This window comes from Actinoplanes oblitus, from assembly GCF_030252345.1.
GTDB lineage: Bacteria > Actinomycetota > Actinomycetes > Mycobacteriales > Micromonosporaceae > Actinoplanes > Actinoplanes oblitus.
Window position 1 is genome coordinate 2,667,825 of sequence record NZ_CP126980.1, and the last position, 24,367, is coordinate 2,692,191.

Consider the following 24,367-nt stretch of genomic DNA (forward strand, 5'->3'; position numbering starts at 1 on the left):
ATGCCTGAGTCCCAGTTCAACTTCGGCGACATGAACTTCAACGGCGGACAACAGATCTTCGGCAACGAGAACACGGTCAGCCAGACCAACTACATCGAGCTGTCCCCGCGCGAGCAGGTCGAGAGCCGGCTGACCACGATCCGCAGCGAACACCCCGACCCGGCGCTGGCCGAGCGCCAGATCGCGGAGATCGAACAGGGCCTGAACGATCCGACACCGGAGAACCGCACCCGCCTGGAGCGCGCCCTGACCCGCCTGGCCGAGACCACCGGCGACGCGCGCACGGCGGCCGAGGCGATCGCCGCGATCAGCGTGATCGTCGCCGCGAACTGGCCGTTCTAAATGTCGAGGTTCGTGCGCGTCCGGTAGCCGTACGATTCGGCGACCGGGTTCCACGCGGCCAGGAACTGCTTCTTCGCGGCCTGCGCCAGCTTCGACGACGACTGGCCGCGTTCCCAGGCGGCGCCGCGGCTCGCCACGTCACCGCAGTCGCCGGCCGCCGCCGGCTGCGCCCAGCTGATGAAGTGCTGGTCGGCGTCGAGCGAGTGCCCGAGCGCGGTGCTGAGCGACGACCGCAGGGTCTCGCCGTTGCCGAGCGCCGACAGGTCCGCGGCGTTGATCTCGCTGATCTGTTCGGTGCGCTCGACCCCGACCTCCCGCATGTCGGCGAGCGCACCACTGACGCCGGTGCAGCGGCGGACCCTGTCGATCGCGCCGTTCAGCTTCTTCCGGCTCGCGACGCTGCGGGTCAGCAGGGCGTCGACGGCAGCCGCCTGCTCCCGCGCGGAGGTGGCCGGACTGGTGGCCCGCGTCGTGGCCGGGGCGGTGGCCGCGCTGGTCGTCGCGGTGGTCGTCGCGGTGGTCTCGGCCGGCGTCGTCGTGGCCGGCTCAGCCACCGTGCCGTCCCGATCCCGGTCGTGGCCGGCCAGCACGATCCCGGCCACGACCATCAGCAGCAGAACGACCGCACCGGCGGCGATCAGCGGCAGCGGCGAGACCCGGCGCTGCCCGGGCTGCGGGATCGGGTACGCCGGGCCGCCCACCGGCGGCGGCTCGAGGACGGGGGTCGGCTCCACCCGGGCCGGGGACCGGAGAACGCTGGTCGGCTCCTCGGCCGGCGGCTGCAGCAGGGGTGCCGTCTCGTCGGCGACCGGCACCGCCCACGGATCGCTGGGCTGAGCCAGGTGCGGCGCCGGATGGACCTCCGGCGCACGTTTCGCCAGTGTCGCGTTGCAGCGGGCGCAGAACTCGGCGGACGGGTCGTTGTCGAGGCCACACGACGCGCACAGCATCGGGCAAGAATATCGATGGACCATCGGGCCCGGGACCCTCCGGTCGTGTGACTGACGATCAAACAGCGGCACTGATCAGCATCGCCGTCGTTCCTGGGCGGTTGGTGGCGAGCGGTCGAAAATTGTTGGACTTGATCACGCACGCCCGGTGCCCCTGGACGCCACTACCTTGTGAGCGTGGTGCACGGGCCGGCGGCATCGAGCTCACCCGATCAAGATCGAGTGAAGGAGCTATACGATGTCGTCTTCGCCGTCATCCCCGAGTCCGTTGCCGTTGCGGTGGGCGTTGATCCTTTTAGCCGCTGGTGTAGTCGCGCTGCTGGTGGGTGTGCTTACCTTCGCCCAGATGGGCAGCTGGCCGGCGACGCTGTTGGCCGCCCTCGCCTCATCGGGAGCCGCGACCAGCGGACTACATCAGATCCTGGGTAAGTAGCCGGGGCCGGGCAGGGCTCACTTCAGCGGTAGGAGCAGGGTCATGGAAGACAACCGCAGCGACGCGGGCTCCGGTAACGCAGGCTCCGGCCACTCGGCTGGTGCCGGTGGCCCCCAAGCCAACCCTCATCTGCAAGCCGACGAGGTGCTGGTCGATCCCGCCATCGAGCAGGCCGCCATAGATGGGGAGTTCGAGCTGTTCTATCTGGCGGAGACGCCCAAATTGATCGGGTTTCTCATGGTCAGGGGATCGGAGGCGGGGCTGGCGGCGGACATCGCCCAGGAGACCATGCTTGAGGCCTATCGGCGGTGGAATGACATCGAGGCACCACGCGCGTGGATCCGTAGAGTGGCGCGCCGCCGGTGGGCGAAGCTCACCGAGAAACGGCATCGCGAAGAACCGGCCGAACAGGTGCCGGAGCCGAGTGGGCTGCTGTCACCCGACGAAGCGGACTTGCTCGGCCAGCGACACGACATCATCGCCGTGCTGGCCGCCCTTCCTGACGCACAGCGGGAGGTCATGGCCTTCAGCTATGACGGCTACCAGCCGAACGAGATCGCCGGTTTGCTGGGCAAGCCCGCGGCTACGGTCCGCTCCCTGCTTCGGCAGGCGCGCGCCACGCTGCGGGACAGTAAGGAGGGGACCGGATGACCGTCTCGCCGGAGCAGCCGCCTGAGCCTTCGGACGTCCAAGCGCACGCCGCATTGGTTGCCGACCTCGCCGTCACTCTCGACCTGCAGACGGGTCTGGAGCGGATCGTCGGGTCCCGCATCCGTCGCGGTGACGGTGTGTCCGCGCCGGACGACTCATCGCTGACCGGATTTTCCCCGGGACAGATTGATTACGACGCGCTCGTCGCCGATCTGACCACCACCCTGCGTCTACCGACCGGTGTGGCCGAGGTCGTGGACATCGCTGGCGCGCACGCGGGCCTACTGGGCGACCTGACCGCCACCGTGAACCTCATGGCCGGGTTGGCTCGTATCCGAGCGTCGGGGTCCACTCCCACCTCGGAGTCGGACAAGCCCGAGCCGGCCCCCACGACGCCGGCACCACCCGCCGTACCGGTGTCGCTGTCGGCCCTGCCACCGACGACCGCCGACCGGCTTGCCGTCCTGCGTGCGCTGCCCGACAGCCATCGGCTTGCGCTGCGGACCGGCGGCGTCGACCACGAACTCTCCCGAACGATCCAGGTCCTCGAACACCTCGACAGCTTCCTGGCCGCGCTGCCCCGCGGAGCCGACCGCCGCGCCGCGGAGCTGTACCAGAGGCTGCAACAGCAGCAGCACCACCTCGGTGCCACGATCGATGTACTGGCCACCGCTGCGGCCAACGCCATCGATCCTGAGCCGAGAGCGCTGTACCGAGGCTCCGACTTTCAATTCAACGGTCGCACCGGCGCGGTGCAGTCGGTGGCGATCGCGCCGGATGGGACCTGGCTGGCCACTGCCGGTGATGAGGGGGTGGTGCGGTTGTGGGATGCCGCGACCGGGCGGCTGCGCACCGAGCTGCCCGACCACCGCGGCGCGGTGCGGTCGGTGGCGATCGCGCCGGATGGGACCTGGCTGGCCACCGGCGGCGAGGGGGTGGTGCGGTTGTGGGATGCCGGGACCGGGCGGCTGCGCACCGAGCTGACCGGCCATACCGGCGCGGTGCGGTCGGTGGCGATCGCGCCGGATGGGACCTGGCTGGCCACCGGCGGCGACGGGGTGGTGCGGTTGTGGGATACCGCGACCGGACGGCTGCGCACCGAGCTGCCCGACCACCGCGGCGCGGTGCGGTCGGTGGCGATCGCGCCGGATGGGACCTGGCTGGCCACCGCCGGCGGCGGGGTGGTGCGGTTGTGGGATGCCGCGACCGGGCGGCTGCGCACCGAGCTGACCGGCCACCGTAGCGCGGTGCGGTCGGTGGCGATCGCGGCGGATGGGACGTGGCTGGCCACCGGCGATGAGGGGGTGGTGCGGTTGTGGGATGCCGCGACCGGGCGGCTGCGTACCGCGCTGACTGGCCATACCGGCGCGGTGTGGTCGGTGGCGATCGCGGCGGATGGGACGTGGCTGGCCACCGCCGGTGATGAGGGCGTGGTGCGGTTGTGGGATGCCGCGACCGGGCGGCTGCGCACCGAGCTGACTGGCCACCACGGTTCGGTGCTGTCGGTGGCGATCGCGGCGGAGGGGACGTGGCTGGCCACCGGCGGCGGCGACGCGGTGGTGCGGTTGTGGGACGCCGGGACCGGGCAGCAGCTCGTTGTTCAGCTGACCGGCCACACCGGCCCGGTGCGGTCGGTGGCGGTCGCGGCGGACGGGACGTGGCTGGCCACCGCCGGCGGCGACGGTGTGGTGCGGTTGTGGGACGCCGGGACCGGGCGGCTGCGCACCGAGCTGACCGGCCACCGTAGCGCGGTGCTGTCGGTGGCGATTGCGGCGGATGGGACGTGGTTGGCCACCGCCGGCCGCGACGCGGTGGTGCGGTTGTGGGACGCCGCGACCGGGCGGCTGCGCACCGAGCTGACCGGCCACACCGGCGCGGTGCGGTCGGTGGCGGTCGCGGCGGACGGGACGTGGCTGGCCACCGGCGGCGACGGGGTGGTGCGGTTGTGGGATACCGCGACCGGGCGGCTGCGCACCATGCTGACCGGCCATACCGGCGCGGTGCAGTCGGTGGCGATTGCGGCGGATGGGACGTGGCTGGCCACCGCCAGCGGCGACGGGGTGGTGCGGTTGTGGGATGCCGCGACCGGGCGGCTGCGCACCGAGCTGACCGGCCATACCGGCGCGGTGTGGTCGGTGGCGATCGCGGCGGACGGGACGTGGCTGGCCACCGCCGGTGATGAGGGCGTGGTGCGGTTGTGGGATGCCGCGACCGGGCGGCTGCGCACCGAGCTGACCGGCCATACCGGCGCGGTGTGGTCGGTGGCGATCGCGGCGGACGGGACGTGGCTGGCCACTGCCAGCGGCGACGTGGTGCGGTTGTGGGATGCCGCGACCGGGCGGCTGCGCACCGAGCTGACCGGCCACACCGGCGCGGTGTGGTCGGTGGCGATCGCGGCCGATGGGACGTGGCTGGCCACCGGCGATACCAATGGTGCTGTGCTGATGTGGCCTTGGGCTGCGTTGTCCGGTGCCGCCGCCGATGTTGCCCGTGTCATTCCGGCCGATCTGACCCTGCGTATTCGCCAACTCGCCGAGGGTCTGCGTCGATCGGCTGGCCACCTTCTGCTGAGCGAGGCAGCCGCCATCGATCCCGCCCTGCGGGCTAGTTGCCGTCAGCTCGTCGCCGGGATTTCGGACCAACTCGAGCACCTGTGGGAGACGCTGTCGCAATTTTCCGGGGCCGATCTACGTCCCGCCACGACTGCCCGCTTGGACGACCTCGACGGTGTGATGTGGTCCGACTCCACCGCAGTCACCGGTCCGACCCGCTGGCCGGATCACCTGGGTCACAGCGTGCTGGACCACTCGATCGAAACGGAGCCAGGTAGGTACGTCGTTCGACTCGGCATTGCTGTGGGAGCGGGCCTCACGGCGTACCCGGATTGACCGCGTCAGGCGGGGACCTGAACCGGTTGGGCTGCCGAGGTCTCGGCTGCCGACCTCGATCCGGGACGCAGCCGAACGGTCACGCCCGGCTACGGCAAGTCCGGCAACTGGGCCGTCACCTTCGGCGGCTCGGTAAGGACGGGCAGCGCCGGATGCGGGCGATGACCGCGGCGATCAGCGGCACCGGCGATCCCGGCCCGCCCCGGGAGCTGGAACAGGGTGATGCCGGGCCACCCGGCCGATGCCGGGAGATCGTCTAGATGGTGCCCGCGTCGAGTTCGTTGAGGATCCGGGCGAGGAATTTCGGGGTCATGGCCGGCGGCTCCGCCTCGATGAACAGCCGCCCGATCGCCGCCGCGTAATTGTCCACGTCGTCGCGCCGGTCGAGGTAGAGAGCGCTGGTCAGGTGCTCGATGTAGACCACGTCGGGCAGCTCCTCGTGCGGGAACCGCAGGATGCTGAACGCGCCGCCGGTCGCGGCGTGCCCGCCCGAGTCGAACGGCATGATCTGCAACCGCACGTTCGGCGACTCGCAGACGTCGATCAGCGTGGCGATCTGCTCGCGCAGCACGGCCCGGCCGCCGATCGGCCGGCGCAGCACCGCCTCGTCCAGCACCGCCCAGAGCCGCGGCGCGTCCGGGCGGTCCAGCACCTTCTTGCGCTCCATCCGCAGGCAGGCCCGCAGGTCGATCTCCTCGGGGCGGGCGTTGACGTGGCCGAGGCTGATCACGGCGCGGGCGTACGCGTCGGTCTGCAGCAGACCCGGCACGAACTGCACCTCGTACGTCCTGATCAGCTCGGCGGCCTGCTCCAGGTCCAGGTAGTTCTGGAACCAGGTGTCGAGCACGTCGCCGTACGCCTGCCACCAGCTCGGCGCGTTCGCCTCCCGGGCCAGCGCGACGAGCCGGTCGTGCTCGGACTGGTCCACCACGCCGTACAGCTTGAGCAGGTCGACGATGTCGCGCTCCTTGAAGCCGACCCGGCCCAGCTCCATCCTGCTGATCTTGGACTCGGACGCGCGGATCACGTATCCGGCCTGTTCGCGGCTCAGCCCGCAGGCCAGGCGCAGGGCGCGCAGGTGTGCGCCGACCTGGAGCCGGCGAACCGTCGAGCCGCCTGTGTCGTGCTCCTCCGCCAAGGAAACACCTCCTCGCCTACGGTTTGCGGCCCATCGCGCAGTACTGGCTGATCTCGGCGGCGCCCTCGGCCGCCGGGTCGGGCCGCCACCGCGTCACCGAAGTCACGCCGGGCTCGACCAGCTCCAGGCCGTCGAAGAGGGCGGCGATCCGCTCCGGGCTGCGCAGGTGGTATTTCGGCTCGGCGGACAGGTTCCAGATCCGGGCGGCCTCCCGGACCTCGGGGTCGGTGTCGCTGCCGTCGTACATCGCGAAGTAGCTGCCGGACGGGAAGGCGGCCATCAGCGTGTCGATGATCTGTTTCGCCTCGGCGTCGTCCTCGATGTGCCCGAGGATGCCCATCAGCATCAGCGCGACCGGCTCGGCGTAGTCGAGGGTCTCCGCCGCCCGCTTCAGGATCTCGGCCGGAGCGCGCAGGTCGGCGTCGATGTACGCGGTCGCCCCCTGCTCGGTGCTGGTCAGCAGCGCCCGCGCGTGCGCCAGCACCAGGGGATCGTTGTCCACGTAGACGATCCGGGCGGCCGGGTTGGTGGCCTGCGCGACCTCGTGCGTGTTGTCGGCCGTCGGCAGCCCGGTGCCGATGTCCAGGAACTGGGTGATCCCCGCCTCGCCGGCCAGGTGGCGCACCGCGCGCACGAGATACTCCCGGGAGAGCCGGGCGTGCGTCCCGAAGTGCGGCATCGACGCGATGATCTGATCCCCGACAGCGCGGTCGACCACGAAGTTGTCCTTGCCGCCGAGCAGATAGTTCCAGATCCGGGCGGTCTGCGGCACGCTCGTGTCGAGTTTCGGGACGTCGGTCGGGTCGTCGCTCACGCGCACATCCTCGTGGCCGGGCGGACCCGGCGTCCTTTGTGGATCCGCAGCGGTCGGTCAGCGCCAGCATACCCACCGGCTAGTCACGTGTGGAGAGGACGATCCGTCACCCGAGGGAGTGCGCTACCCGCCGGAGGAACTCGGCGTTGGTCGCCGTGGTGCGCAGCTGGGTGAGCAACTGCTGCATGCCGTCGCGGCGGTCCTGGCCGGACAACGCCTTGCGCACCTGACCCACCACTGCCAGCTCGGCCGGGGAGAGCAGCAACTCGTCGTGCCGGGTGCCGGTGGTGGACAGGTCGATGGCCGGGAAGACGCGGGCCTCGGCCAGCGAGCGGTCCAGTTTGAGCTCGGCGTTCCCGGTGCTCTTGTACTCCTCGAAGATCAGGTTGTCGAGGGCCGACCCGTTCTCCACCAGGGCGGTCGCGATGACCGTCAGGGAGCCGCCGTTCTCCAGGTTGCGGGCCGCGCCGAGCAGGCGTTTCGGTGGCTGCAACGCGGTGCTGTCCAGGCCGCCGGAGAGGGTGCGGCCGCGGCCGGCCGGCGCGATCAGGTTGTACGCGCGCCCCAGCCGGGTGATCGAGTCGAGCAGCACGACCACGTCCTCGCCCAGCTCGGCCAGGCGCTTCGCCCGCTCGATGGCCAGCTCGGCGACGGCGGTGTGCTCCTGCGGCGGCCGGTCGAAGGTGGCCGCCACGATCTCCGCCTTGACCGTGCGCCGCATGTCGGTGACCTCTTCGGGCCGCTCGTCGACGAGCACCACCATCAGGTGGCACTCCGGGTTGTTGCGGGCTATCGCGTTGGCCGTCTGTTGCAGGATGGTGGTCTTGCCGGCCTTCGGCGGGGCCACGATCAGCGCGCGCTGCCCCTTGCCGATCGGCATCAGCAGGTCGATGACCCGGGTGGTGAGCACGTCGCGCTCGGTCTCCAGGCGCAGCCGCTCCTGCGGATAGAGCGCGGTCATCCGGTAGAAGTCCGGGCGGGTGCCGGGCGGCTGCCCGTTGACCGCGGTGACCTGCGGGTGCACCGGCTTGCCGGGCCGGCTGATCCGGGCGAACCCGGTCACCCGGTCGCCGCGGCGCAGGCCCAGCCGGCGGACCTCGGCGAGCGCGACCGGCAGATCGGCGGGGCCCGGCAGGTAGCCGTCGGCGCGCAGCCAGGCGCGGTCGTCGACGATGTCGAGGAGGGCGTCGACGGCGACGGTCTCCTCGGCTTGCGGTGGATTGTGGGTACGGGTGATCGTCATGGGGAACGCTCCAAGCCGAGCCGCCAGGGGGCTCGCGGGATGGGAACGACGGCGAGTCAGGCACGTCGTGGTGAGAAGAAGTCCCGGGCGGGGAATGCCACCGGCATCCGGGATGCGCCCAAGGTAGCACTTTCCCGCGACGAGGCCCAGTAGGGCAGGATGGGTGTCACAGCTCTCGGGGGAGGGGACAGGGATGCTTCTGTTGCGCCGGGTCATCGGATCGGTGCTGCGCCGGGTGCGCCAGCATCAGGGCCGCACGTTGAAGGAGGTCGCGGCCGCCGCGGGCGTCTCACTGCCCTATCTGTCCGAGGTCGAGCGCGGCACCAAGGAGGCGTCCTCGGAGGTCCTCGCCGCGATCTGCCGGGCCCTCGGCCTGCCGATGACCGACCTGCTCGACCTGGTCCGCCAGGAGATGATGCGCCAGCCGGCCCACCCGGTGCGCCCCGCGGGGCGGTACACCCTGGCGTCGTCGCCGGCCCCGGTCGCCCGGGCGCCGCACAGCGGACCGACCTGCTCGGTCACCGGCCGCCGCCCGGCCCGCCTACCGGCCGGCCGCCGTGCGGGCCGCGGGCACGCCGGCACCCGCCCGCGCACCGTCCTGGCCGGGATCGCGGCCAGGCTTTACGTGACCTGCTGAGCCGTGGCGGGGCCGGTCAGGCCAGGATGGTGATCGTGGTGCCGGCCGGGATCTCCGCGACCAGCTTCTTCTGCGCCGGGCCCGGCATCCGGATGCAGCCGTTCGACACGCTGTGCCCGAACACGCTGTCCTTGTACCACGCGTGGATGCCGGTGTGCGCCAGCTGGAACGCGGACGCCATCTTCTCCGGCTCCTCCGGGATCGAGCCCAGCACCAGCGCCCGGATGCCCAGGTAGATGTCGCCCCTCATCGGCGTCGTGCCCATCACGAACGTCCGGCCGATCGGGGTGGGTGTCTGCTTCGCCCCGGTCGCTACGGTCCACCGTTTCTGCTCCTGGCCGTCACGCAGCCAGCTCAGCGTGTGCTGGGACACCTGGACGATCAGCTGGTCGCGCAGCGTCTCGGTCTGGTAGTCGCCGGGCGGCACCCAGCCGATCCGCCGGTTCACCGACGGGACCAGCACGGCCACCCAGCCACGGTCCTCGGCCACCACCGGGACCACGGTGCGCAGGCCGCTGATCTCCGGCGGCAGGAAGGCGCGCGGCTTGCCGCCCGGCGCGTCGTAGAGCGCCACCTTCTTTGTCGGGTGCAGGCCCTGGGTCGGGGCGACCGTCGAATTCTGCTCCGGGTCGGCGGGCAGGCCGGTCGGCCCGTCCGAATACTTGATCACCGGCAGGCCGGCCGGCGCCTTCACGGCGACCGGCACCTTCGCGGCGACGCTCGGCGAGGCCGGGAGCGAGGCGGCGGCCGAGGGGGCCACCCACTGGCCGGCGGAATCCGGGTCACGGCCGTGGGCGAAACCGACGGCGGCGCCGACGGCCAGCACCGCGGCGGCGGCCGTCGCGGTCAGGTACACGCGGGTCCGGGGGCTGGACATCCGGACAGCGTAACGACCCGGCGGCGAAGATGAAGGATCTTGTAAACAACGAGTGGTTCACATCTCGGCGATAAGGTGTGACCCATGCTGCGGAGGCTGGGCTTTCTCACCATCGGCCTGTTCGACGAGGCGGAACCGCGCCGCGGGCACGAGGCCACCCTGGAGATCATCGAGCTGGGTGAGCGGCTCGGCTTCGACAGTGCCTGGGTGCGCCACCGGCACCTGCAGTTCGGCATCTCCTCGCCGATCGCCGTGCTGGCCGCCGCCACCCAGCGCACCAGCCGGATCGAGCTGGGCACCGCGGTCATCCCGCTCGGCTGGGAGAACCCGCTGCGGCTGGCCGAGGACCTGGCCACCGTCGACCTGCTCTCCGGCGGCCGGCTCAACCCCGGCGTCAGCGTCGGCCCGCCGATGCACTTCGACAGCGTCAAGGACGCGATCTATCCCGACACGGCGCAGGCGGAGGACTTCGGCTACGCCCGGGCTGAGCGACTGCTCGCTTGCGTACGCGGTGAGCAGGTCACCGACTTCCGCGGGACGGTCGGGTTCGAGCAGTTCTCCGATCGCGTGCAGCCGCACTCGCCGGGCTTGGCGTCCCGCCTGTGGTACGGCGGGGGCAGCCTGCGCTCGGCCACCTGGGCCGGTGAGCACGGCATGAACTTCCTGACCAGCAGTGTGGTGAAAGCGGAGGAGGCGGAGGACTTCGACGCGATCCAGCTCTCGCACATCCGGGCCTTCCGCGCCGCACACCCGGATGGCGACAGCGCCCGGGTCTCCCAGGGACTCGTGGTGATCCCGACCGATTCGGCGACGGCGGCGCAGCGGGCGAAGTACTTCGCGTATGCCGAGCAGCGCTTACCGCGTACCAGAACTCCTCAGGGACCGGCGCGGATGATGTTCGCGCCGGACGTCGTCGGCACCGCGGCGGAGATCGCGGAGCAGCTCGCGGAGCGAGCCGCCTTCCGGGAGGTGGACGAGGTCGCGTTCGCGTTGCCGTTCACCTTCGAGCACGAGGACTACGTGCAGATCCTCACCGACATGGCGCAGCACGTCGGCCCCGCCCTGGGCTGGAAACCGGCCCTGGCGTAGACCGTTACGGCGTCGGGGTCCGGCACGTCGCGACCATCGGCGGACGTCGCCCTTGCGGGCCGGGCGTTCTGGACGCGCCAGCGGCCTGCCCGGCCCGGAAGGGTCCCTGGCGGGAGCGACGATCAGTGATCAGCGCGGGCCCGAGTCAGGAAGAATTTGATCTTGATTTGTTGCGGACATCCAGGCGCGGGTGCCGAACGAGGCACAGGACCGCGTGGCGACCGCGGCGGCCTCGTCGAGGGCCTCGGCGAACGTCGCGCCGGTCAGCGGCCAGCGGCGCGCGACAGCCAGGGTGAGCGCGCCGTGCAGCACGTCGCCGGCGCCCAGCGTGTCGACCACCGTGGTGCGTGGCACCGGCTGTTCCGTGAAACCGGCGCCGGTCCAGCGCAGCAGCGGCTCGGCGCCGCGGCTGACGGCGATCCAGCGGACCCCGTGGCCGGCCAGCAGATCCGCGACGCCGATGTCCCGCGGCGGACGGAAGTCGGCGGAGCACACCACCACGTCCACCAGCGGCAGCAGGGCCGGGGTGACCGCTTTCCAGCTGCCCGCGTCGAGCAGCGTGGGGATGCCCCGGCGGCGGGCCTCGGTCAGCACCGCGACGGCCAGCTCCGGGTGGTGACCGTCCACCTGGACCGCCCGGACGTCCCCGGAGATCGGCAGGACGCCGGGTGGCACGACGGTGCGGGCCGCGCCGTTGGTGGACACGACGGCCCGGTTCCCGGTGCCGGCGCTGACCACGATGCTCGACACGGCCGGCGGGCCCGGGTCGTCGGCGGCCAGGTCGATCAGGCGGACTCCGAGATCCGCCAGGTCGGCGTGGATGCCGGCGGCGAGCGGATGCCTGCCGACTGCGGTCAGCAGGGTCGCGGTGCCGCCCAGATGGGCCACCGTGGCGGCGGCGTTGGTCGCCGGGCCGCCCGCCGCGACGGTCTGGGTGAGCGCGGTGACCTTCTCGTTGTCCGCCGGGTACCTCTCGACGAGCTGCAGGACGTCCAGCGTGCACAGTCCGGCCAGCAGGACCTCGGTCACCCGCCGGCCGCCGCGCGGTCGAGCCGGGCGGCCAGCCCGTCGACGAAGGTGAGCAGGGCGAACTCGAAGCTGTCCCGGTCCACCGCGTCGGCGTGCTCGCGCAGCCGGTGGGCGTCGCCGAGCGCCGGGTACCGATCCAGGTAGACCTGCACGTCGTCGACGAAGCCGCGCGAGAACGAGCCCATCGCGGCACCGATGACCAGGTACTTCGTGGAGGCGCCGATCATCGTGGCGTCCCGGGCCGGCCAGCCGGCGGCGACCAGCCCGCCGTGCACGGCGTCGGCCCGGCGCAGCGAGGCGTCGCGCTGGCCGGGGCCGTGGGCCAGGAACGGCACGATGTTCGGATGCTCGGCCAGCGCGGCGCGGTACGAGCGGGCCCAGCCGAGCAAGCCCTCCCGCCAGCCGTCGGCGAACGCGCTGACGTCGACCTTCTCCATGATCTCGCCGGCCACGTCGTCGAGCAGCTGCTCCTTGGTGGGGTAGTGGAAGTAGAGGGCGGGTGCGCTCACGGTCAGGGCGGTGGCGAGCTTCCGCATGCTCAGGCCCTCCAGGCCGGCCCGGTCGATGATCTCCAGCGCGGCCGCCCGGATGCCGGGCTTGCTGAGCAGCGGGGTCGTCGGCCGCGGCATGGAGGCGTCTCCTGACTGTTGTTTCACCTAACAGCGTTAAGTTAACATGAGACCGGAAACCTGACAGCGTTCAGTTTAGGAGCCGGCCGTGGACCTCACCCTCTCGGAGGAACAGCTTCAGCTGCGTGACCTCGCCCGGGACTGGGTGGAGCGCGAGGTCGTGCCGCACGCCACCGAGTGGGATCGGGCCGAGCAGGTCGACCCGAAGATCGTCGGCAAGCTGGCCGAGCTGGGGTTCCTGGGCCTGGGGATCGCCGAGGAGTTCGGCGGCTCGGGCGGCGACTTCGTGGACTACGCGCTGGTGATGGAGGAGCTCGGCCGCGGCGACACCTCGGTGCGCGGCATCGTCTCGGTCACCCTCGGCCTGGTCGCCAAGACCATCCAGGCGTACGGCACCGAGGAGCAGAAAAGGCAGTGGCTGCCCCGGTTCTGCTCCGGCGAGACGATCGGCTGCTTCGGGCTGACCGAGCCGGGCACCGGCTCCGACGCCGGCAACCTGGCCACCCGCGCCGTCCGGGACGGCGACGACTGGCTGATCAGCGGCGAGAAGATCTTCATCACCAACGGGACGTGGGCCGGCCTGGCGCTGGTCTTCGCCCGCACCGGCGGTCCCGGCCCGCGCGGCGTCACCGCCTTCCTGGTCCCCACCGACCGGCCCGGCTTCGGCCGCCGCGAGATCAAGGGCAAGCTCGGCCTGCGCGGGCAGGCCACCGCCGAGCTGACCCTCGACGAGGTGCGCGTCTCCGACGCGGAGCGGCTCGGCGACCTCGGGGCCGGCTTCAAGATCGCGATGGCCGCGCTGGACAAGGGCCGGATCGCTGTCGCTTCCGGTTGTGTGGGCCTGGCGCGAGGCTGCCTCGAGGCGGCTGTCGCGTACGCCGGGGAGCGCACCCAGTTCGGCAAGCCGATCGCCGCGTACCAGCTCGTGCAGGAGATGATCGCCGACATGGCGGTGGAGACCGACGCGGCCCGGCTGCTCGTCTGGCGCGCCGCCGATCTGGTCGACCGCGGGCAGCCGTTCGGCACCGCCGCGTCGATGGCCAAGCTGTTCGCCAGCGAGGCCGCCGTCAAAGCCGCCAACCAGGCGATCCAGGTGTTCGGTGGATATGGATACGTCGACGAGTTCCCGGTCGGCAAGTTCATGCGCGACGCCCGCGTCCAGACCCTCTACGAGGGCACCAGCCAGATCCAGAAGTTGCTCATCGGCCGTGCGCTGACCGGGATCAGCGCTTTCTAGGAACAAGGGAGTTCTCTGTATGAGCCGGGTAGCCATCGTCACCGGGGCCGCGCGCGGCATCGGCGCGGCCACCGCACTTCAGTTCGCGTCCGAGGGCGCGGCCGTCGCCGTGCTCGACCTGAACGAGGCCGACTGCGCCGACGTGGTCGGCCGCATCCAGGCCGCCGGCGGCACCGCTGTCGCGCTGGGCTGCGACGTCGCCGACGAGGCCCAGGTCGACGCGGCGATCGACAAGGTCGCGGCCGAGCTGGGCAGCGTCGACGTGCTGGTCAACAACGCCGGCGTCACGCGGGACAACCTGCTGCACAAGATGCCCGCGTCGGACTGGGACCTGGTGATGAACGTGCACCTGCGCGGCGCGTTCCTGTGCAGCCGGGCGGCGCAGCGGCACATGGTCCCGCGGCGCTCCGGCAAGATCGTCAACACCTCCAGCGTCTCCGCGCTGGGCAACCGCGGGCAGGCTAACTACGCCGCGGCCAAGGCCGGCATCCAGGGCCTGACCCGGACCCTCGCCATGGAGCTGGGGCCGTTCGGCATCAACGTCAACGCTGTCGCGCCCGGCTTCATCGTCACCGAGATGACCGACGCCACCGCGGCTCGGATCGGCATCTCGGCTGCCGATATGCAAGCCAAGGCTGCCGAGATAACCCCGTTGCGGCGGGTCGGCCAGCCCGAGGACATCGCCAAGGTCGTCGCGTTCCTGGCCAGCGACGCCGCGTCGTTCGTCACCGGCCAGACCCTGTACGTCGACGGCGGACGCCGTCTCTAGTCATCGCTGAGGAACTCTGATGCGTCGCACGATTTTCAATGAGGACCACGAAGCCTTCCGGGCCACCCTGCGGGACTTTTTGCAGTCCGAGGTCGTCCCACACTACGACGACTGGCTGCACGAGGGCGAGGTGCCGCGCGAGTTCTACAAGAAGCTCGCCGAGCTCGGCCTGTTCGGCATCGAGGTGCCGGAGGAGTACGGCGGCGCCGGCATCGACTCGTTCAAGTTCGCCGCCGTGCAGTACGAGGAGACCGCCCGGGCCGGCGTCTCGTTCGGCGGCTCCGGGGTGCACGTCGCGCTCTGCCTGCCGTACCTGCTGAACCTCGCCACCGAGGAGCAGAAGCAGCGCTGGCTGCCGTCGTTCGTCAGCGGCGACATGATGTTCGCGATCGCGATGACCGAGCCGGGCACCGGGTCCGACCTGGCCGGCATGAGCACCACCGCCAAGCTGTCCGAGGACGGCAAGCACTACGTGCTGAACGGCGCGAAGACCTTCATCACCGGTGGCGTGCTGGCCGACCGGGTGATCGTCTGCGCCCGCACGTCGCCGCCGAAGCCGGACGACCGGCGCTTCGGGATCTCGCTGCTGGTGGTGGACACCAAGCTGCCCGGGTACTCGGTCGGGCGCAAGCTGGACAAGCTGGGTCTGAAGACGTCGGACACGGCGGAGCTGGCGTTCCAGGACGTGCTCGTGCCGGTCGAGGACCTGCTCGGCGAGGAGAACAAGGGCTTCTCGTACCTCGGGCAGAACCTGCCGCAGGAGCGTCTCGGGATCGCCTACGGGGCGTACGCGCAAGCCGCGGCGGCGGTCGAGTTCGCGAAGCGGTACACCCAGGAGCGGAAGGTGTTCGGGCAGACCGTCGCCTCGTTCCAGAACACCAAGTTCGAGCTGGCGGCCTGCCAGGCCGAGGTGGACGCGGCGCAGGCGGTGGCGGACCGGGCCCTCGAGGCGCTGGACGCCGGGGAGCTGACGGCGGCGGAGGCGGCCTCGGCCAAGCTGTTCTGCACCGAGGTGGCGCACCGGGTGATCGACCGGTGCCTGCAACTGCACGGTGGGTACGGGTTCATCAACGAGTACCCGATCGCTCGGCTCTACGCCGACAACCGGGTCAACCGGATCTACGGCGGGACGTCCGAGGTGATGAAGATGATCATCGCGAAGGACATGGGTTTGTAGGTCCGCTGGTTACGCGAGGTTCGTGGGTTTCCGGGCGGGGGCCCTCTTCGAAGCCGGTCAGGCTTGATGTCTTCGAAGAGGGCCCCCGCCCGGAGGTCGTTCGGTCACCGGGGTGCGTTGTCGGTCAGGGGACGTAGTCCTCCAGGCGGGCGGGGGTCAGGCCGGCTTTGTGGATGGCTTTGAGGACGGCCAGGAAGTCGTCGACGAAGCGAGGGCGGAAGTGCATGAGGATGATGTCGCCGGGCTGCACGACGTGCGGGTCCCGCTGGTAGAAGACCTTGCCGTGGTCGGTGGTCTCGGTCCAGGTGAAGACGGCTTTCATGCCGCAGTCGTGTGCGGCCCGCAGGGTGGTGGAGTTGTAGGAGCCGCCCGGGGGACGGAACAGGGTGGGCCGGGTGCCGTAGTACTTCGCCAGCCGGTCGGCGCCCTCGCAGATCTGGCGTTTCTGGCCGTCGTACCCCAGGCGGGTCATCGTGGGGTGGCTGATCGTGTGGTTCTGGATGGTGGCGCCGGCGGCCTGCAGGGGCTTGAAGTAGTCCGGGTCCGGGTCGACCGCGTTGAGCTCCAGGAAGAGGGTGATCGGCACGTTCGCCGCCTGGAAGAGCTTGGCGGCCATCGGATCTTTCTGCCAGCCGTCGTCGATGGTGATGAAGGCGATCTTCTCGGTGGTGGGGATCCGTTTGAAGAGGCCGGCCTTGCCGTCCGTGGGCAGGGTGAGCTTGGTCGGGGCGGGCGGCGGCGGGAACTGCGGGACGCGGCGGCGCAGGGTCTCCGGGAGGGCGGCCAGGGCGGCGGTGACCGCTTCCGGGGTGCCGGCCTGGGTGGCCGGGACCGACGCGGACGGGTCGAGGGCCGGAACGGCTGTGCTGGTCGTCGGCGACGGCGCCGGGCCGGTGGCGGAGTGATCACCGGCGGCGCCGCACCCGGCTATCAGTGACACCAGCGCGCCGGTGGCCACTGCGCGAAACAACCTGCTCGTCCCCATGCTTTGCGTCCTCGCGGTAGGTGAGTCCTCAGACCTGAGACGCTGAGGAACCCGTGCCATGTTCACTTGGACGTGCAAATGTGCCGTTCCTCATGCCTGGCAACCCGGGCCGGCCACCGCCCTTCCCGCACGTGCGACCCCGTGCCCGCCCAGCACTCCGGCCGGCCTGCCGCGCGGTGGCTCGGGTGACGGGGTTCCGCGGCCGGCGGGCGGCAACTGGGTCGAGCAGCGGTGTGGCCTGACCTTAGGGTGTGCGGCATGGCGTTGCTGCACAAGGCGGACATCCGCCCCACGAAACTGGAGTTGCTCAGCGGCTGGCTGCCGGCGCAGAGCTGGTATGCCGGGCCGCCGGCACCCGAGGTGAGCCGGGTCTCGGCCGGCCGGTTCGACGATCCGGCCGGGGCGGTGGGGATCGAGATCATGCTGGTTCGGGTCGGTGACGGACCGATTCTGCACACCCCGCTGACCTATCGGGACGCGCCGCTCGACGGCGCCGGGGAGTTCCTGATCGGCACCACCGAGCACAGCGTGCTCGGCACGCGGTGGGTCTACGACGCGTGTGGCGACCCGGTCTTCGCGGCGGTGCTGGCCGAGGTGATCCGGACCGGCGGGACGCAGGCTGTCGAGGAGGTGCACGGCGACGGGCAGGTGGTGGTCCGCGAGCCGGTGCTGCTGCTGCGCGGCAGCGGCTCCGCCGCTTCGCCGGCCGGCGAGATCGTCCAGGTCCGCTCCGGCGAGGTCACTTCGATCCCGATGGCCGCCGGCACTCTGCACATCTTCCGTACGCCCACCGCCCCGCCCGCCTCGGCCGACGCCGCCCTGACCGCCCAGTGGTCCGAAGTGGACAGCCCCGTCGTGCTGGCCCGCCTGACCGCCTGAAAGCCCACCCGGCTGGCGCCGGCGGTGGTGTCCCCGCCCCGGATGCCACCGTGTGGCCCAGCCGGGGTTGGCGGCTGGTGCTGGTGGTGGTGTCCCGGCCTCGGATACCACCGTCCGGCCCAGCCCGGGTTCGCGGCTGGTGTTGGTGGTGGTGTCCCGGGCTCGGATACCACCGTCCGGCCCAGCCCGGGTTCGCGGCTGGTGTTGGTGGTGGTGTCCCGGGCTCGGATGCCACCGTCATGCCCAGCCGGGATCTGGCGGCTGGTGTTGGTGGTGGTGTCGTCGGCTCGGATGCCACCATCATGCCCAGCCGGGATCTGGCGGCTGGTGCTGGTGGTGGTGTCGTCGGCTCGGATGCCACCGTGTGGCCCAGCCGGGTTGGTGGCTGGCGCGGGTCAGAACGGGGCTGGGGTCAGGTGGCGGTTCAGGGTTTCGAGGGCGGCCAGGGTTTCGGTCAGGGCGGCCGGGGTCGGCTCGGCGAGGGCGGCGGTCAGGGCCGGGGCGATGTCCGCGGCGGCCACCTCCCGGCGGCGGGCGGTCAGCTCCGGGTTGCGGTGCAGCAGCTGGCGGCGCCGGTCGGCCGGGTCGGGGGAGGCCAGCACCGAGCCCGCCGTGCGCAGGCGGGCGACAGCGCCGGAGACCGCGCTCTGCGGGAGGCCGGTGCGGCGGGCGACCTCGGTGACCGTGGTGCCGTCGTGGGCGTAGATGTCGCTCATCACGACGACCACGGCGCGCTCGCCGCCGGTGCGGCCGCCCGCCGGCTCGGGCAGGGCCTGCTCACCGATCTTGAGAAGGGCGCGGCCGAGAAGGATCAGTTCGACGGGTGTCACGGCAGCCACTTTACATCAGTCTTGATGCATCAGAAGTGATGGATTACGGTCGGGGCATGACGCAGACACGGAACGCGAGTGTGCGGGTGCCCGGTGCCCGGATCCACTACCAGGTCGACGGGAGCGGGCCGGTGCTGGTGGTTGGGCAGAGCGGGGACGGGGACGCGGATCGCAGCCGTGACCTGGTCGCCGGGCTGACCGGCCGGTTCACCGTGGTGACCTGGGATCGGCGGGGGCTGTCGCGCAGTGTCTGCGACGACCCGGCGGCCCCGGTCACCATGCGCGAGCACGCCGGCGACCTGATGGCGGTGCTGGACGAGGTGACCGATCGACCGGTGCTGATGCTCGGGCTCAGCGTCGGTGCCGTGCTCGGCATGCACGTGCTCCGGGCGTACCCCGAGCGGGTCGCCTGCCTGGTGGCGCACGAACCGATCGCGTTGCGCCTCCTGGAGCCGGCGGCCGAGGCGCGAGCGCGCCGTGACCTGACGGCGGTCCTGGAGACGCATCGGCGTGCCGGATGGCGCGCGGCGGCCGGGCGGGTCGCGGCGGTGCTCGGGATCGATCCGCGCGGGCAGGAGACCGAGCCGGGGATCAGCGCGTTCCCGTTCGACGAGCGGCGGGCGGCGAATTTCGAGTACTTCCTGGGCCGCGACCTGGACGCGGCGCTGACCGACGACCTTCGGGCGAGCGACCTGCCGGCCGGCGCGCCGATCGTCCCGGCGGTGGGGGAGCGGAGCCCGGCGGACGGGTTCGATCATCGGGCCGCGCTGGCGCTCGCCGGGCATCTCGGCGTGCCGGCGGAGCGGTTCCCGGGCGGGCACAACGGCAATCTGACCCATCCGCGCGCGTTCGCCGCCCGTCTGCTGGATGTCCTCGGCGCTCGATCACTGATAGTGGCCGGGTGACGACAGGTCCACATTGGTCACGGGAAGGTCACGAACCGTATCGACCGTAGTGACTTCCACTCCGATCGATCGGAGGATCCCCGGAGAAGCGCCTGATCATCCCTTCCGGCGCCCTTCTCCCGGAGGACCCACACGTGAGACAACCATCCCGCTGGGGCCGACGAACCTTCACCTCTGTCCTGGCGATCGGCTTGGCGGCCGGCGTGACGACGGTGAGCGGTTCCCTGCCGGCCGCGGCCGCGCCGGCGCCCGTCGCCGACGACACCGCGCCGGCCACCGAGGGGGTCACCCCGAAGGAGTCACCGGCCGACACCCTCGGCTCGCACGACGCCGGCCTGCTCTCCGAGGCGGTCGCCGAGCACCGCCCGAGCGTCACCCTCATCATCGCCACCGACCAGGGCAAGGCCGCCGACGTGGCGTCCCGGGTGAAGGGGCTGGGCGGCGTCGTCGCCCAGCGGTTCGACCAGGTCGGCTACCTGCTCGCCGCGGTGCCCACCGGCAAGGTGCTGAACGCCGCGAAGCTGCCCGGCGTCGCCGCCGTCGACCTGGACGAGACCGTCCGGGTGCCGCAACCCGACCTCGCCGGCGACCCGAAGGCGGCCAAGCAGGCCGACGTGCCCAGCGGGCCGGACGCGAGCACGCCCGCCGACAACCCGTACCTGCCGGTCGGCGAGACCGGGTCGGTGGACTTCAAGCGCCGGCACCCGAGTTACGACGGGCGCGGCGTGACCATCGGCGTCATGGACACCGGTGTCGACCTGGCCCACCCGGCGCTGCAGACGACCACCACCGGGGAACGGAAGATCGTCGACTGGGTCACCGCCACCGACCCGCTGGTGGAGAACGACGCCACCTGGCGGGCGATGCTGACCGAGGTGACCGGCCCGAGCTTCGCCTACCAGGGCGCGACCTGGACCGCCCCGCCCGGCACCTGGCGGATCAACCGCTTCAGCGAGGCGATCACCAAGGCGTCCGAGCCGGCCGGTGACGTGAACCGGGACGGTGACACCACCGACGTCTGGGGCATCCTCTACGACCCGGTGAGCCACGACATCCGGGTCGACGTGAACCAGAACCTGGACTTCACCGACGACGCCGTGATGCGGCCGTACCGGGAGAAGTTCGACGTCAACTACTTCGGCGTGGACAACCCCGCCACCGAGGTCGCCGAGCGGATGCCGTTCGTCGTCGAGTACCGCGAGGACGTCGACCTCACCCCGGCCGGGCTGCCCGGTCAGGTCGCCGACTTCGTCAACATCGGCATCCCGGAGGGCCTGCACGCCAGCCACGTGGCGGGCATCGCGGCCGGCAACGACCTGTTCGGCAACCGCGACTTCGACGGCCAGGCGCCGGGTGCGAAGATCGTCTCCGCGCGGGCCTGCTCGTGGGGTGGCGGCTGCACCGCTGCCGCGCTCACCACCGGCATGGTCGACCTGGTGGTCAACCGGCACGTCGACGTGGTGAACCTGTCGATCGGCGGCCTGCCCGCGCTCAACGACGGCTCCAGTGCCCAGTCGCAGCTGTACCAGGAGCTGATCACCAAGTACGGCGTGCAGCTGTTCATCTCGGCCGGCAACTCCGGCTCCGGCGTCAACACCGTCGGCGACCCGTCGGTCGCCACCGACGCGGTCAGCGTCGCGGCCAGCGTGACCAGGCAGACCTGGCTGGCCAACTACGGCTCGGTGACCCGCAAGCGGCAGCAGCTGTTCCCGTTCTCGTCGCGGGGCCCGCGCGAGGACGGCGGTTTCAAGCCGAACCTCGCCGCGCCCGGCTCGGCCATCTCCGCGGTGCCGACCTGGGAGCCGGTGGCCGGCCTGGACACCGTCGGCTACCACCTGCCGATCGGTTACGCCATGGAGAACGGCACCTCGATGGCCGCACCGCAGGCCACCGGTGGCGCGGCCCTGCTGCTCTCGGCCGCCAAGCAGAACAAGATCAAGGCGACGCCGGCCCAGCTGCGCCGGGCGTTGTACTCGACGGCCGACCCGATCCCCGGCGAGCAGGCCTACGAGCAGGGTTACGGCCAGATGGACGTGCCGGCCTCGTGGAAGCTGCTCACCCGGATCTCCGACGTGCGGTCCTACACCGCCTCGGCGCCGGTCTGCACCCCGCTCGCGCAGTACCTGAGCACGCCGAACGTCGGCACCGGCATCTACAACCGGTGCGCGGCGTCGGAGGGCGGCTTCACCGCCGGGCAGAGCAAGTGGGTGTCGCTGTCGCTGACCCGCACCAGCGGCCCGGACCGGACCGTGCCGCACCGGATCTCGGTGCTCGGTGACCGCGGCGCGTTCCTGACGACACCGCTGGTCGGGCTGCCGCTGAACAAGACCGTCAAGATCCCGGTACGGGTCACCGCCCGCCAGGGCGTCACCAGCGCCCTGCTGAAGGTGGACGACCCGGCCACCCCGGCGGTCGACTTCGAGGTGCTGAACACCGTGGTCACCGGGGTGCGGGCGACGGCGCCGTCGTACGCCGGCACCTTCTCCGGCGCCGTCGACCGCAACTCCACCACCTCGTACTTCGTCACCGTGCCGGCCGGCGCCACCTCGCTGCAGGTGGACCTGGGCGGTCTGGCGGCCGGTTCGCAGACCCGGTGGATCGCGATCAACCCGTACGGCGTCCCGGTCGAGCCGACCTCCAGCCTGGGCTGTTACACCAACTTCTCCGACCCGGCGGCCTGCAAGCCGGAGGAGCGCTCCTACGACAACCCGATGCCCGGTGTCTGGGAGCTGGAGGTCGAGTCCCGCCGCACGTCGCCGCTGCTCAGCAACCCGTTCACGCTGACCGCCAAGGTGCAGGGCGTGACAGTGACGCCGGAGACGGTCACCCTGCCGACCGCGCGGGTGGGCACCCCGGCCCCGGTGAGCTGGACGGTCACCAACCGGTTCGGCCCGCTGACCGTCACCCCGCAGGGCGGCCCGCTGGGCAGCTCGCTGGCCCAGCGGCCGACCATCGCCGAGGGCGCGGTGCAGGACTACACCGTCACCGTGCCGGACGGCGCGACCCGGCTCAGCGTCGCCATCGGCAAGACCGCCGACCCCGCCGCCGACCTGGACCTGTACCTCTACGACGCCAACCACGTCGAGAAGGGCCGATCCGCCGACGGCGACTCGGAGGAGGCGGTGACGCTGAACGCGCCGGCCGCCGGTACGTACACCGTGGAGGTCCGGGGGTACTCGGTGCCCAGCGGCTCCACCGAGTACGACTACCGCGACACGTACTACAGCGCGGCGCTCGGCACCGTGAGCGCGCCGGGCACCCCTGTCGCGCTGGCGGTCGGGGCGAGCGCCACGATCACCGGCACGGTCACCGTGGCCGCGGTCCCGCCGGCCGGGCGGCGCCTCTCCGGTGAGGTGGCGTTCGTGACCGACGAGGGCGCCGTGGTCGGCCACGGCGCCGTCACCATCGAGAACGTCACCGAATAAACGGTTTGGTGACCACTTCCTCCGCCTTGCGCGCCGCGATCAGGATCGGATCCCAGACCGGCGCGTAAGGCGGGGCATAACCCAGGTCCAACCCGGTCATCTCGCTGACCGTCATCCCGTTCCACACCGCCACCGCGAACGCGTCGATCCGCTTGGCCGCCTCGGCCCGGCCGACGATCTGGGCGCCGAGCAGCACCCCGGTGTCCCGCTCGGCGATCACCTTGACCGTCATCGGGACCGCGCCGGGGAAGTAGCCGGCCCGGTTGGTCGACTCGACGGTGGCGGTGACCGCGGCGAACCCGGCCTGCGCCGCCTCCCGCGAGCTCAGGCCGGTGCGGGCCACCTCCAGGTCGCAGAGCTTGGTCACCGCGGTGCCGATCACGCCGGGGAAGGTGGCGTACCCGCCGCCGATGTTGATCCCGGCGACCCGGCCCTGCTTGTTGGCGTGCGTGCCGAGCGGCACGTGCACCGGGCGCCTGCTGATCCGATGGTGTACCTCGGTGCAGTCGCCGGCCGCCCACACCCCCTCGGCCACCCGCTGCCGCAGGTCGGTGCGGAGGCCGCCGGTCGGCCCGAGCGGCAGGCCGGCCGCCTCGGCGAGCGCGGTGTTGGGGCGGACGCCCAGACCGATCACCACGACGCCGGCCGGTATCGTCCCGGCGTCGGTGACCACCGCGCCGATCCTGCCGTTCGCGGTCTCCAGGCCCTCGACCGTGACGCCGGTGCGCAGGTCGATGCCGAGGCCCCGGATCGACGCGGCGACCAGCGCGCCCATGTCCTCGTCGACGGTGCCCATCGGCTGCTCGGACTTCTCCACCAGCGTGACCCGGAGTCCGCGATTGATCATCGCCTCGGCCATCTCGACGCCGATGTAGCCGCCGCCGATCACCACGGCGTCCGCCGGTTTCTCCCGATCCAGCCAGTCGCGCAGGGCGCTGCCGTCCTCCAGCGTCTGCACCCCGAACACGCCGCCCGCCTCGGTCGCCGCCCACGGCGGGCGGACCGGGGACGCGCCGGTCGCGTAGACCAGGTGGTCGAAGCCCTCGGCGTAGGACCGCCCGGCCTCGCGATCGCGCACGGTCACCGTGCGCGCGTCCAGGTCGATGCCGGTCACCTCGTGCCGGGTGCGCACCTCGATCCCGGCGGTGCGGAACGCCGCCGGGGTCCGGGCGATCAGCGCGTCCGGGCCGTCGACCTGGCCGCCGATCCAGTACGGGATGCCGCACGCCGAATATGACACGAACCGGCCCATCTCGAAGGCCAGGATCGCCAAGTCGTCCGGGCCACGCCGGCGCCGGGCCTGAGCCGCCGCCGACATGCCCGCCGCGTCGCCGCCGATCACGATCAGTCGCACCCGCCCATTGTGCCCGGTTCCGGCCCCCGGTTTCCGGCGGATTTCCGCGAGGTTATTGCTTCCCGCATCGGCCTGAATCTATGGTG

General features: G+C 71.6%; 20 protein-coding genes and 1 pseudogene. 11 read left to right on the forward strand and 10 right to left on the reverse strand.

Annotation, left to right across the window (positions count from 1 at the left end; translation table 11 throughout):
- Nucleotides 1–342, forward strand: a complete 342-nt coding sequence (locus Actob_RS12040; RefSeq protein WP_284920195.1) for a hypothetical protein — start codon at nucleotides 1–3, stop codon at nucleotides 340–342.
- On the opposite strand, the gene Actob_RS12045 is transcribed toward Actob_RS12040, so the two are convergent.
- Nucleotides 339–1,292, reverse strand: a complete 954-nt coding sequence (locus tag Actob_RS12045) for a hypothetical protein (protein WP_284920196.1) — start codon at nucleotides 1,290–1,292, stop codon at nucleotides 339–341. The two genes, Actob_RS12040 and Actob_RS12045, sit on opposite strands and share 4 nt — an antisense overlap.
- A gap of 475 nt (nucleotides 1,293–1,767) precedes the next feature.
- On the opposite strand from Actob_RS12045, the gene Actob_RS12050 reads away from it, so the two are divergent.
- Both Actob_RS12050 and Actob_RS12055 read left to right on the forward strand, forming a co-directional pair.
- On the forward strand, nucleotides 1,768–2,376 hold the full coding sequence (locus tag Actob_RS12050) for an RNA polymerase sigma factor (protein ID WP_284920197.1): 609 nt from the start codon (nucleotides 1,768–1,770) through the stop codon (nucleotides 2,374–2,376).
- Nucleotides 2,373–5,264, forward strand: coding sequence for a WD40 repeat domain-containing protein (locus tag Actob_RS12055; protein ID WP_284920198.1), 2,892 nt, complete (start codon nucleotides 2,373–2,375; stop codon nucleotides 5,262–5,264). The genes Actob_RS12050 and Actob_RS12055 overlap by 4 nt, the downstream gene beginning before the upstream one ends.
- A gap of 256 nt (nucleotides 5,265–5,520) precedes the next feature.
- On the opposite strand, the gene Actob_RS12060 is transcribed toward Actob_RS12055, so the two are convergent.
- From Actob_RS12060 to rho, 3 genes and pseudogenes are all read right to left on the reverse strand, one after another.
- Nucleotides 5,521–6,402 carry a helix-turn-helix domain-containing protein gene (locus Actob_RS12060; protein WP_284920199.1) on the reverse strand — a complete coding sequence of 294 codons (882 nt, stop codon included), beginning with the start codon at nucleotides 6,400–6,402 and terminating at the stop codon, nucleotides 5,521–5,523.
- Between the two features lie 16 nt (nucleotides 6,403–6,418).
- Nucleotides 6,419–7,216 carry an SAM-dependent methyltransferase gene (locus Actob_RS12065; RefSeq protein ID WP_407653616.1) on the reverse strand — a complete coding sequence of 266 codons (798 nt, stop codon included), beginning with the start codon at nucleotides 7,214–7,216 and terminating at the stop codon, nucleotides 6,419–6,421.
- 106 nt (nucleotides 7,217–7,322) lie between these two features.
- Nucleotides 7,323–8,432: pseudogene (rho, locus tag Actob_RS12070) on the reverse strand (transcription termination factor Rho); the annotation flags it as partial.
- Nucleotides 8,433–8,652: 220 nt separating this feature from the next.
- Here rho and Actob_RS43985 point away from each other — a divergent pair.
- Nucleotides 8,653–9,096: a helix-turn-helix domain-containing protein gene (locus Actob_RS43985; RefSeq protein WP_407653618.1), complete on the forward strand. Its 444-nt coding sequence runs from the start codon at nucleotides 8,653–8,655 to the stop codon at nucleotides 9,094–9,096.
- Nucleotides 9,097–9,112: 16 nt separating this feature from the next.
- On the opposite strand, the gene Actob_RS12080 is transcribed toward Actob_RS43985, so the two are convergent.
- Nucleotides 9,113–9,973 (reverse strand): L,D-transpeptidase, encoded by an 861-nt coding sequence (locus Actob_RS12080; protein ID WP_284920203.1) that lies wholly within the window; start codon nucleotides 9,971–9,973, stop codon nucleotides 9,113–9,115.
- An 84-nt stretch (nucleotides 9,974–10,057) separates the two neighbouring features.
- Between Actob_RS12080 and Actob_RS12085 the strand changes: the two genes are divergently transcribed.
- Nucleotides 10,058–11,062, forward strand: coding sequence for an LLM class flavin-dependent oxidoreductase (locus tag Actob_RS12085; RefSeq protein WP_284920204.1), 1,005 nt, complete (start codon nucleotides 10,058–10,060; stop codon nucleotides 11,060–11,062).
- A gap of 129 nt (nucleotides 11,063–11,191) precedes the next feature.
- Here the strand turns inward: Actob_RS12085 and Actob_RS12090 are convergent, their stop codons facing one another.
- Both Actob_RS12090 and Actob_RS12095 read right to left on the reverse strand, forming a co-directional pair.
- Nucleotides 11,192–12,091: a PfkB family carbohydrate kinase gene (locus tag Actob_RS12090; protein ID WP_284920205.1), complete on the reverse strand. Its 900-nt coding sequence runs from the start codon at nucleotides 12,089–12,091 to the stop codon at nucleotides 11,192–11,194.
- Nucleotides 12,088–12,720, reverse strand: coding sequence for a TetR/AcrR family transcriptional regulator (locus tag Actob_RS12095; protein ID WP_284920206.1), 633 nt, complete (start codon nucleotides 12,718–12,720; stop codon nucleotides 12,088–12,090). Before Actob_RS12095 ends, Actob_RS12090 begins: the two co-directional genes overlap by 4 nt.
- Before the next feature lie 88 nt (nucleotides 12,721–12,808).
- On the opposite strand from Actob_RS12095, the gene Actob_RS12100 reads away from it, so the two are divergent.
- From Actob_RS12100 to Actob_RS12110, 3 genes are read left to right on the forward strand one after another with little or no spacing between them, the layout of a single operon-like run.
- Complete coding sequence (locus Actob_RS12100; RefSeq protein ID WP_284920207.1) at nucleotides 12,809–13,957, forward strand: acyl-CoA dehydrogenase family protein; 1,149 nt, start codon at nucleotides 12,809–12,811, stop codon at nucleotides 13,955–13,957.
- Nucleotides 13,958–13,976: 19 nt separating this feature from the next.
- Entirely contained in the window at nucleotides 13,977–14,726 is a 750-nt protein-coding gene (gene fabG / locus Actob_RS12105) for a 3-oxoacyl-ACP reductase FabG (protein WP_284920209.1), read from the forward strand.
- Nucleotides 14,727–14,745: 19 nt separating this feature from the next.
- Entirely contained in the window at nucleotides 14,746–15,903 is a 1,158-nt protein-coding gene (locus Actob_RS12110) for an acyl-CoA dehydrogenase family protein (protein WP_284920210.1), read from the forward strand.
- A 124-nt stretch (nucleotides 15,904–16,027) separates the two neighbouring features.
- Here the strand turns inward: Actob_RS12110 and Actob_RS12115 are convergent, their stop codons facing one another.
- Complete coding sequence (locus Actob_RS12115) at nucleotides 16,028–16,873, reverse strand: polysaccharide deacetylase family protein (RefSeq protein ID WP_284920211.1); 846 nt, start codon at nucleotides 16,871–16,873, stop codon at nucleotides 16,028–16,030.
- Nucleotides 16,874–17,146: 273 nt separating this feature from the next.
- On the opposite strand from Actob_RS12115, the gene Actob_RS12120 reads away from it, so the two are divergent.
- On the forward strand, nucleotides 17,147–17,767 hold the full coding sequence (locus Actob_RS12120; RefSeq protein WP_284920212.1) for a CG0192-related protein: 621 nt from the start codon (nucleotides 17,147–17,149) through the stop codon (nucleotides 17,765–17,767).
- A 395-nt stretch (nucleotides 17,768–18,162) separates the two neighbouring features.
- On the opposite strand, the gene Actob_RS12125 is transcribed toward Actob_RS12120, so the two are convergent.
- Nucleotides 18,163–18,597: a MarR family winged helix-turn-helix transcriptional regulator gene (locus tag Actob_RS12125; protein ID WP_284920214.1), complete on the reverse strand. Its 435-nt coding sequence runs from the start codon at nucleotides 18,595–18,597 to the stop codon at nucleotides 18,163–18,165.
- 56 nt (nucleotides 18,598–18,653) lie between these two features.
- Here Actob_RS12125 and Actob_RS12130 point away from each other — a divergent pair, with 56 nt between their 5' ends.
- Both Actob_RS12130 and Actob_RS12135 read left to right on the forward strand, forming a co-directional pair.
- Nucleotides 18,654–19,502, forward strand: coding sequence for an alpha/beta fold hydrolase (locus tag Actob_RS12130; RefSeq protein ID WP_284920216.1), 849 nt, complete (start codon nucleotides 18,654–18,656; stop codon nucleotides 19,500–19,502).
- A gap of 134 nt (nucleotides 19,503–19,636) precedes the next feature.
- Complete coding sequence (locus tag Actob_RS12135; protein WP_284920218.1) at nucleotides 19,637–22,927, forward strand: S8 family serine peptidase; 3,291 nt, start codon at nucleotides 19,637–19,639, stop codon at nucleotides 22,925–22,927.
- Here Actob_RS12135 and Actob_RS12140 read toward each other — a convergent pair.
- Nucleotides 22,917–24,245, reverse strand: coding sequence for an FAD-dependent oxidoreductase (locus tag Actob_RS12140; protein WP_284922298.1), 1,329 nt, complete (start codon nucleotides 24,243–24,245; stop codon nucleotides 22,917–22,919). The genes Actob_RS12135 and Actob_RS12140 overlap by 11 nt on opposite strands.
- Nucleotides 24,246–24,367 lie beyond the last annotated feature (122 nt).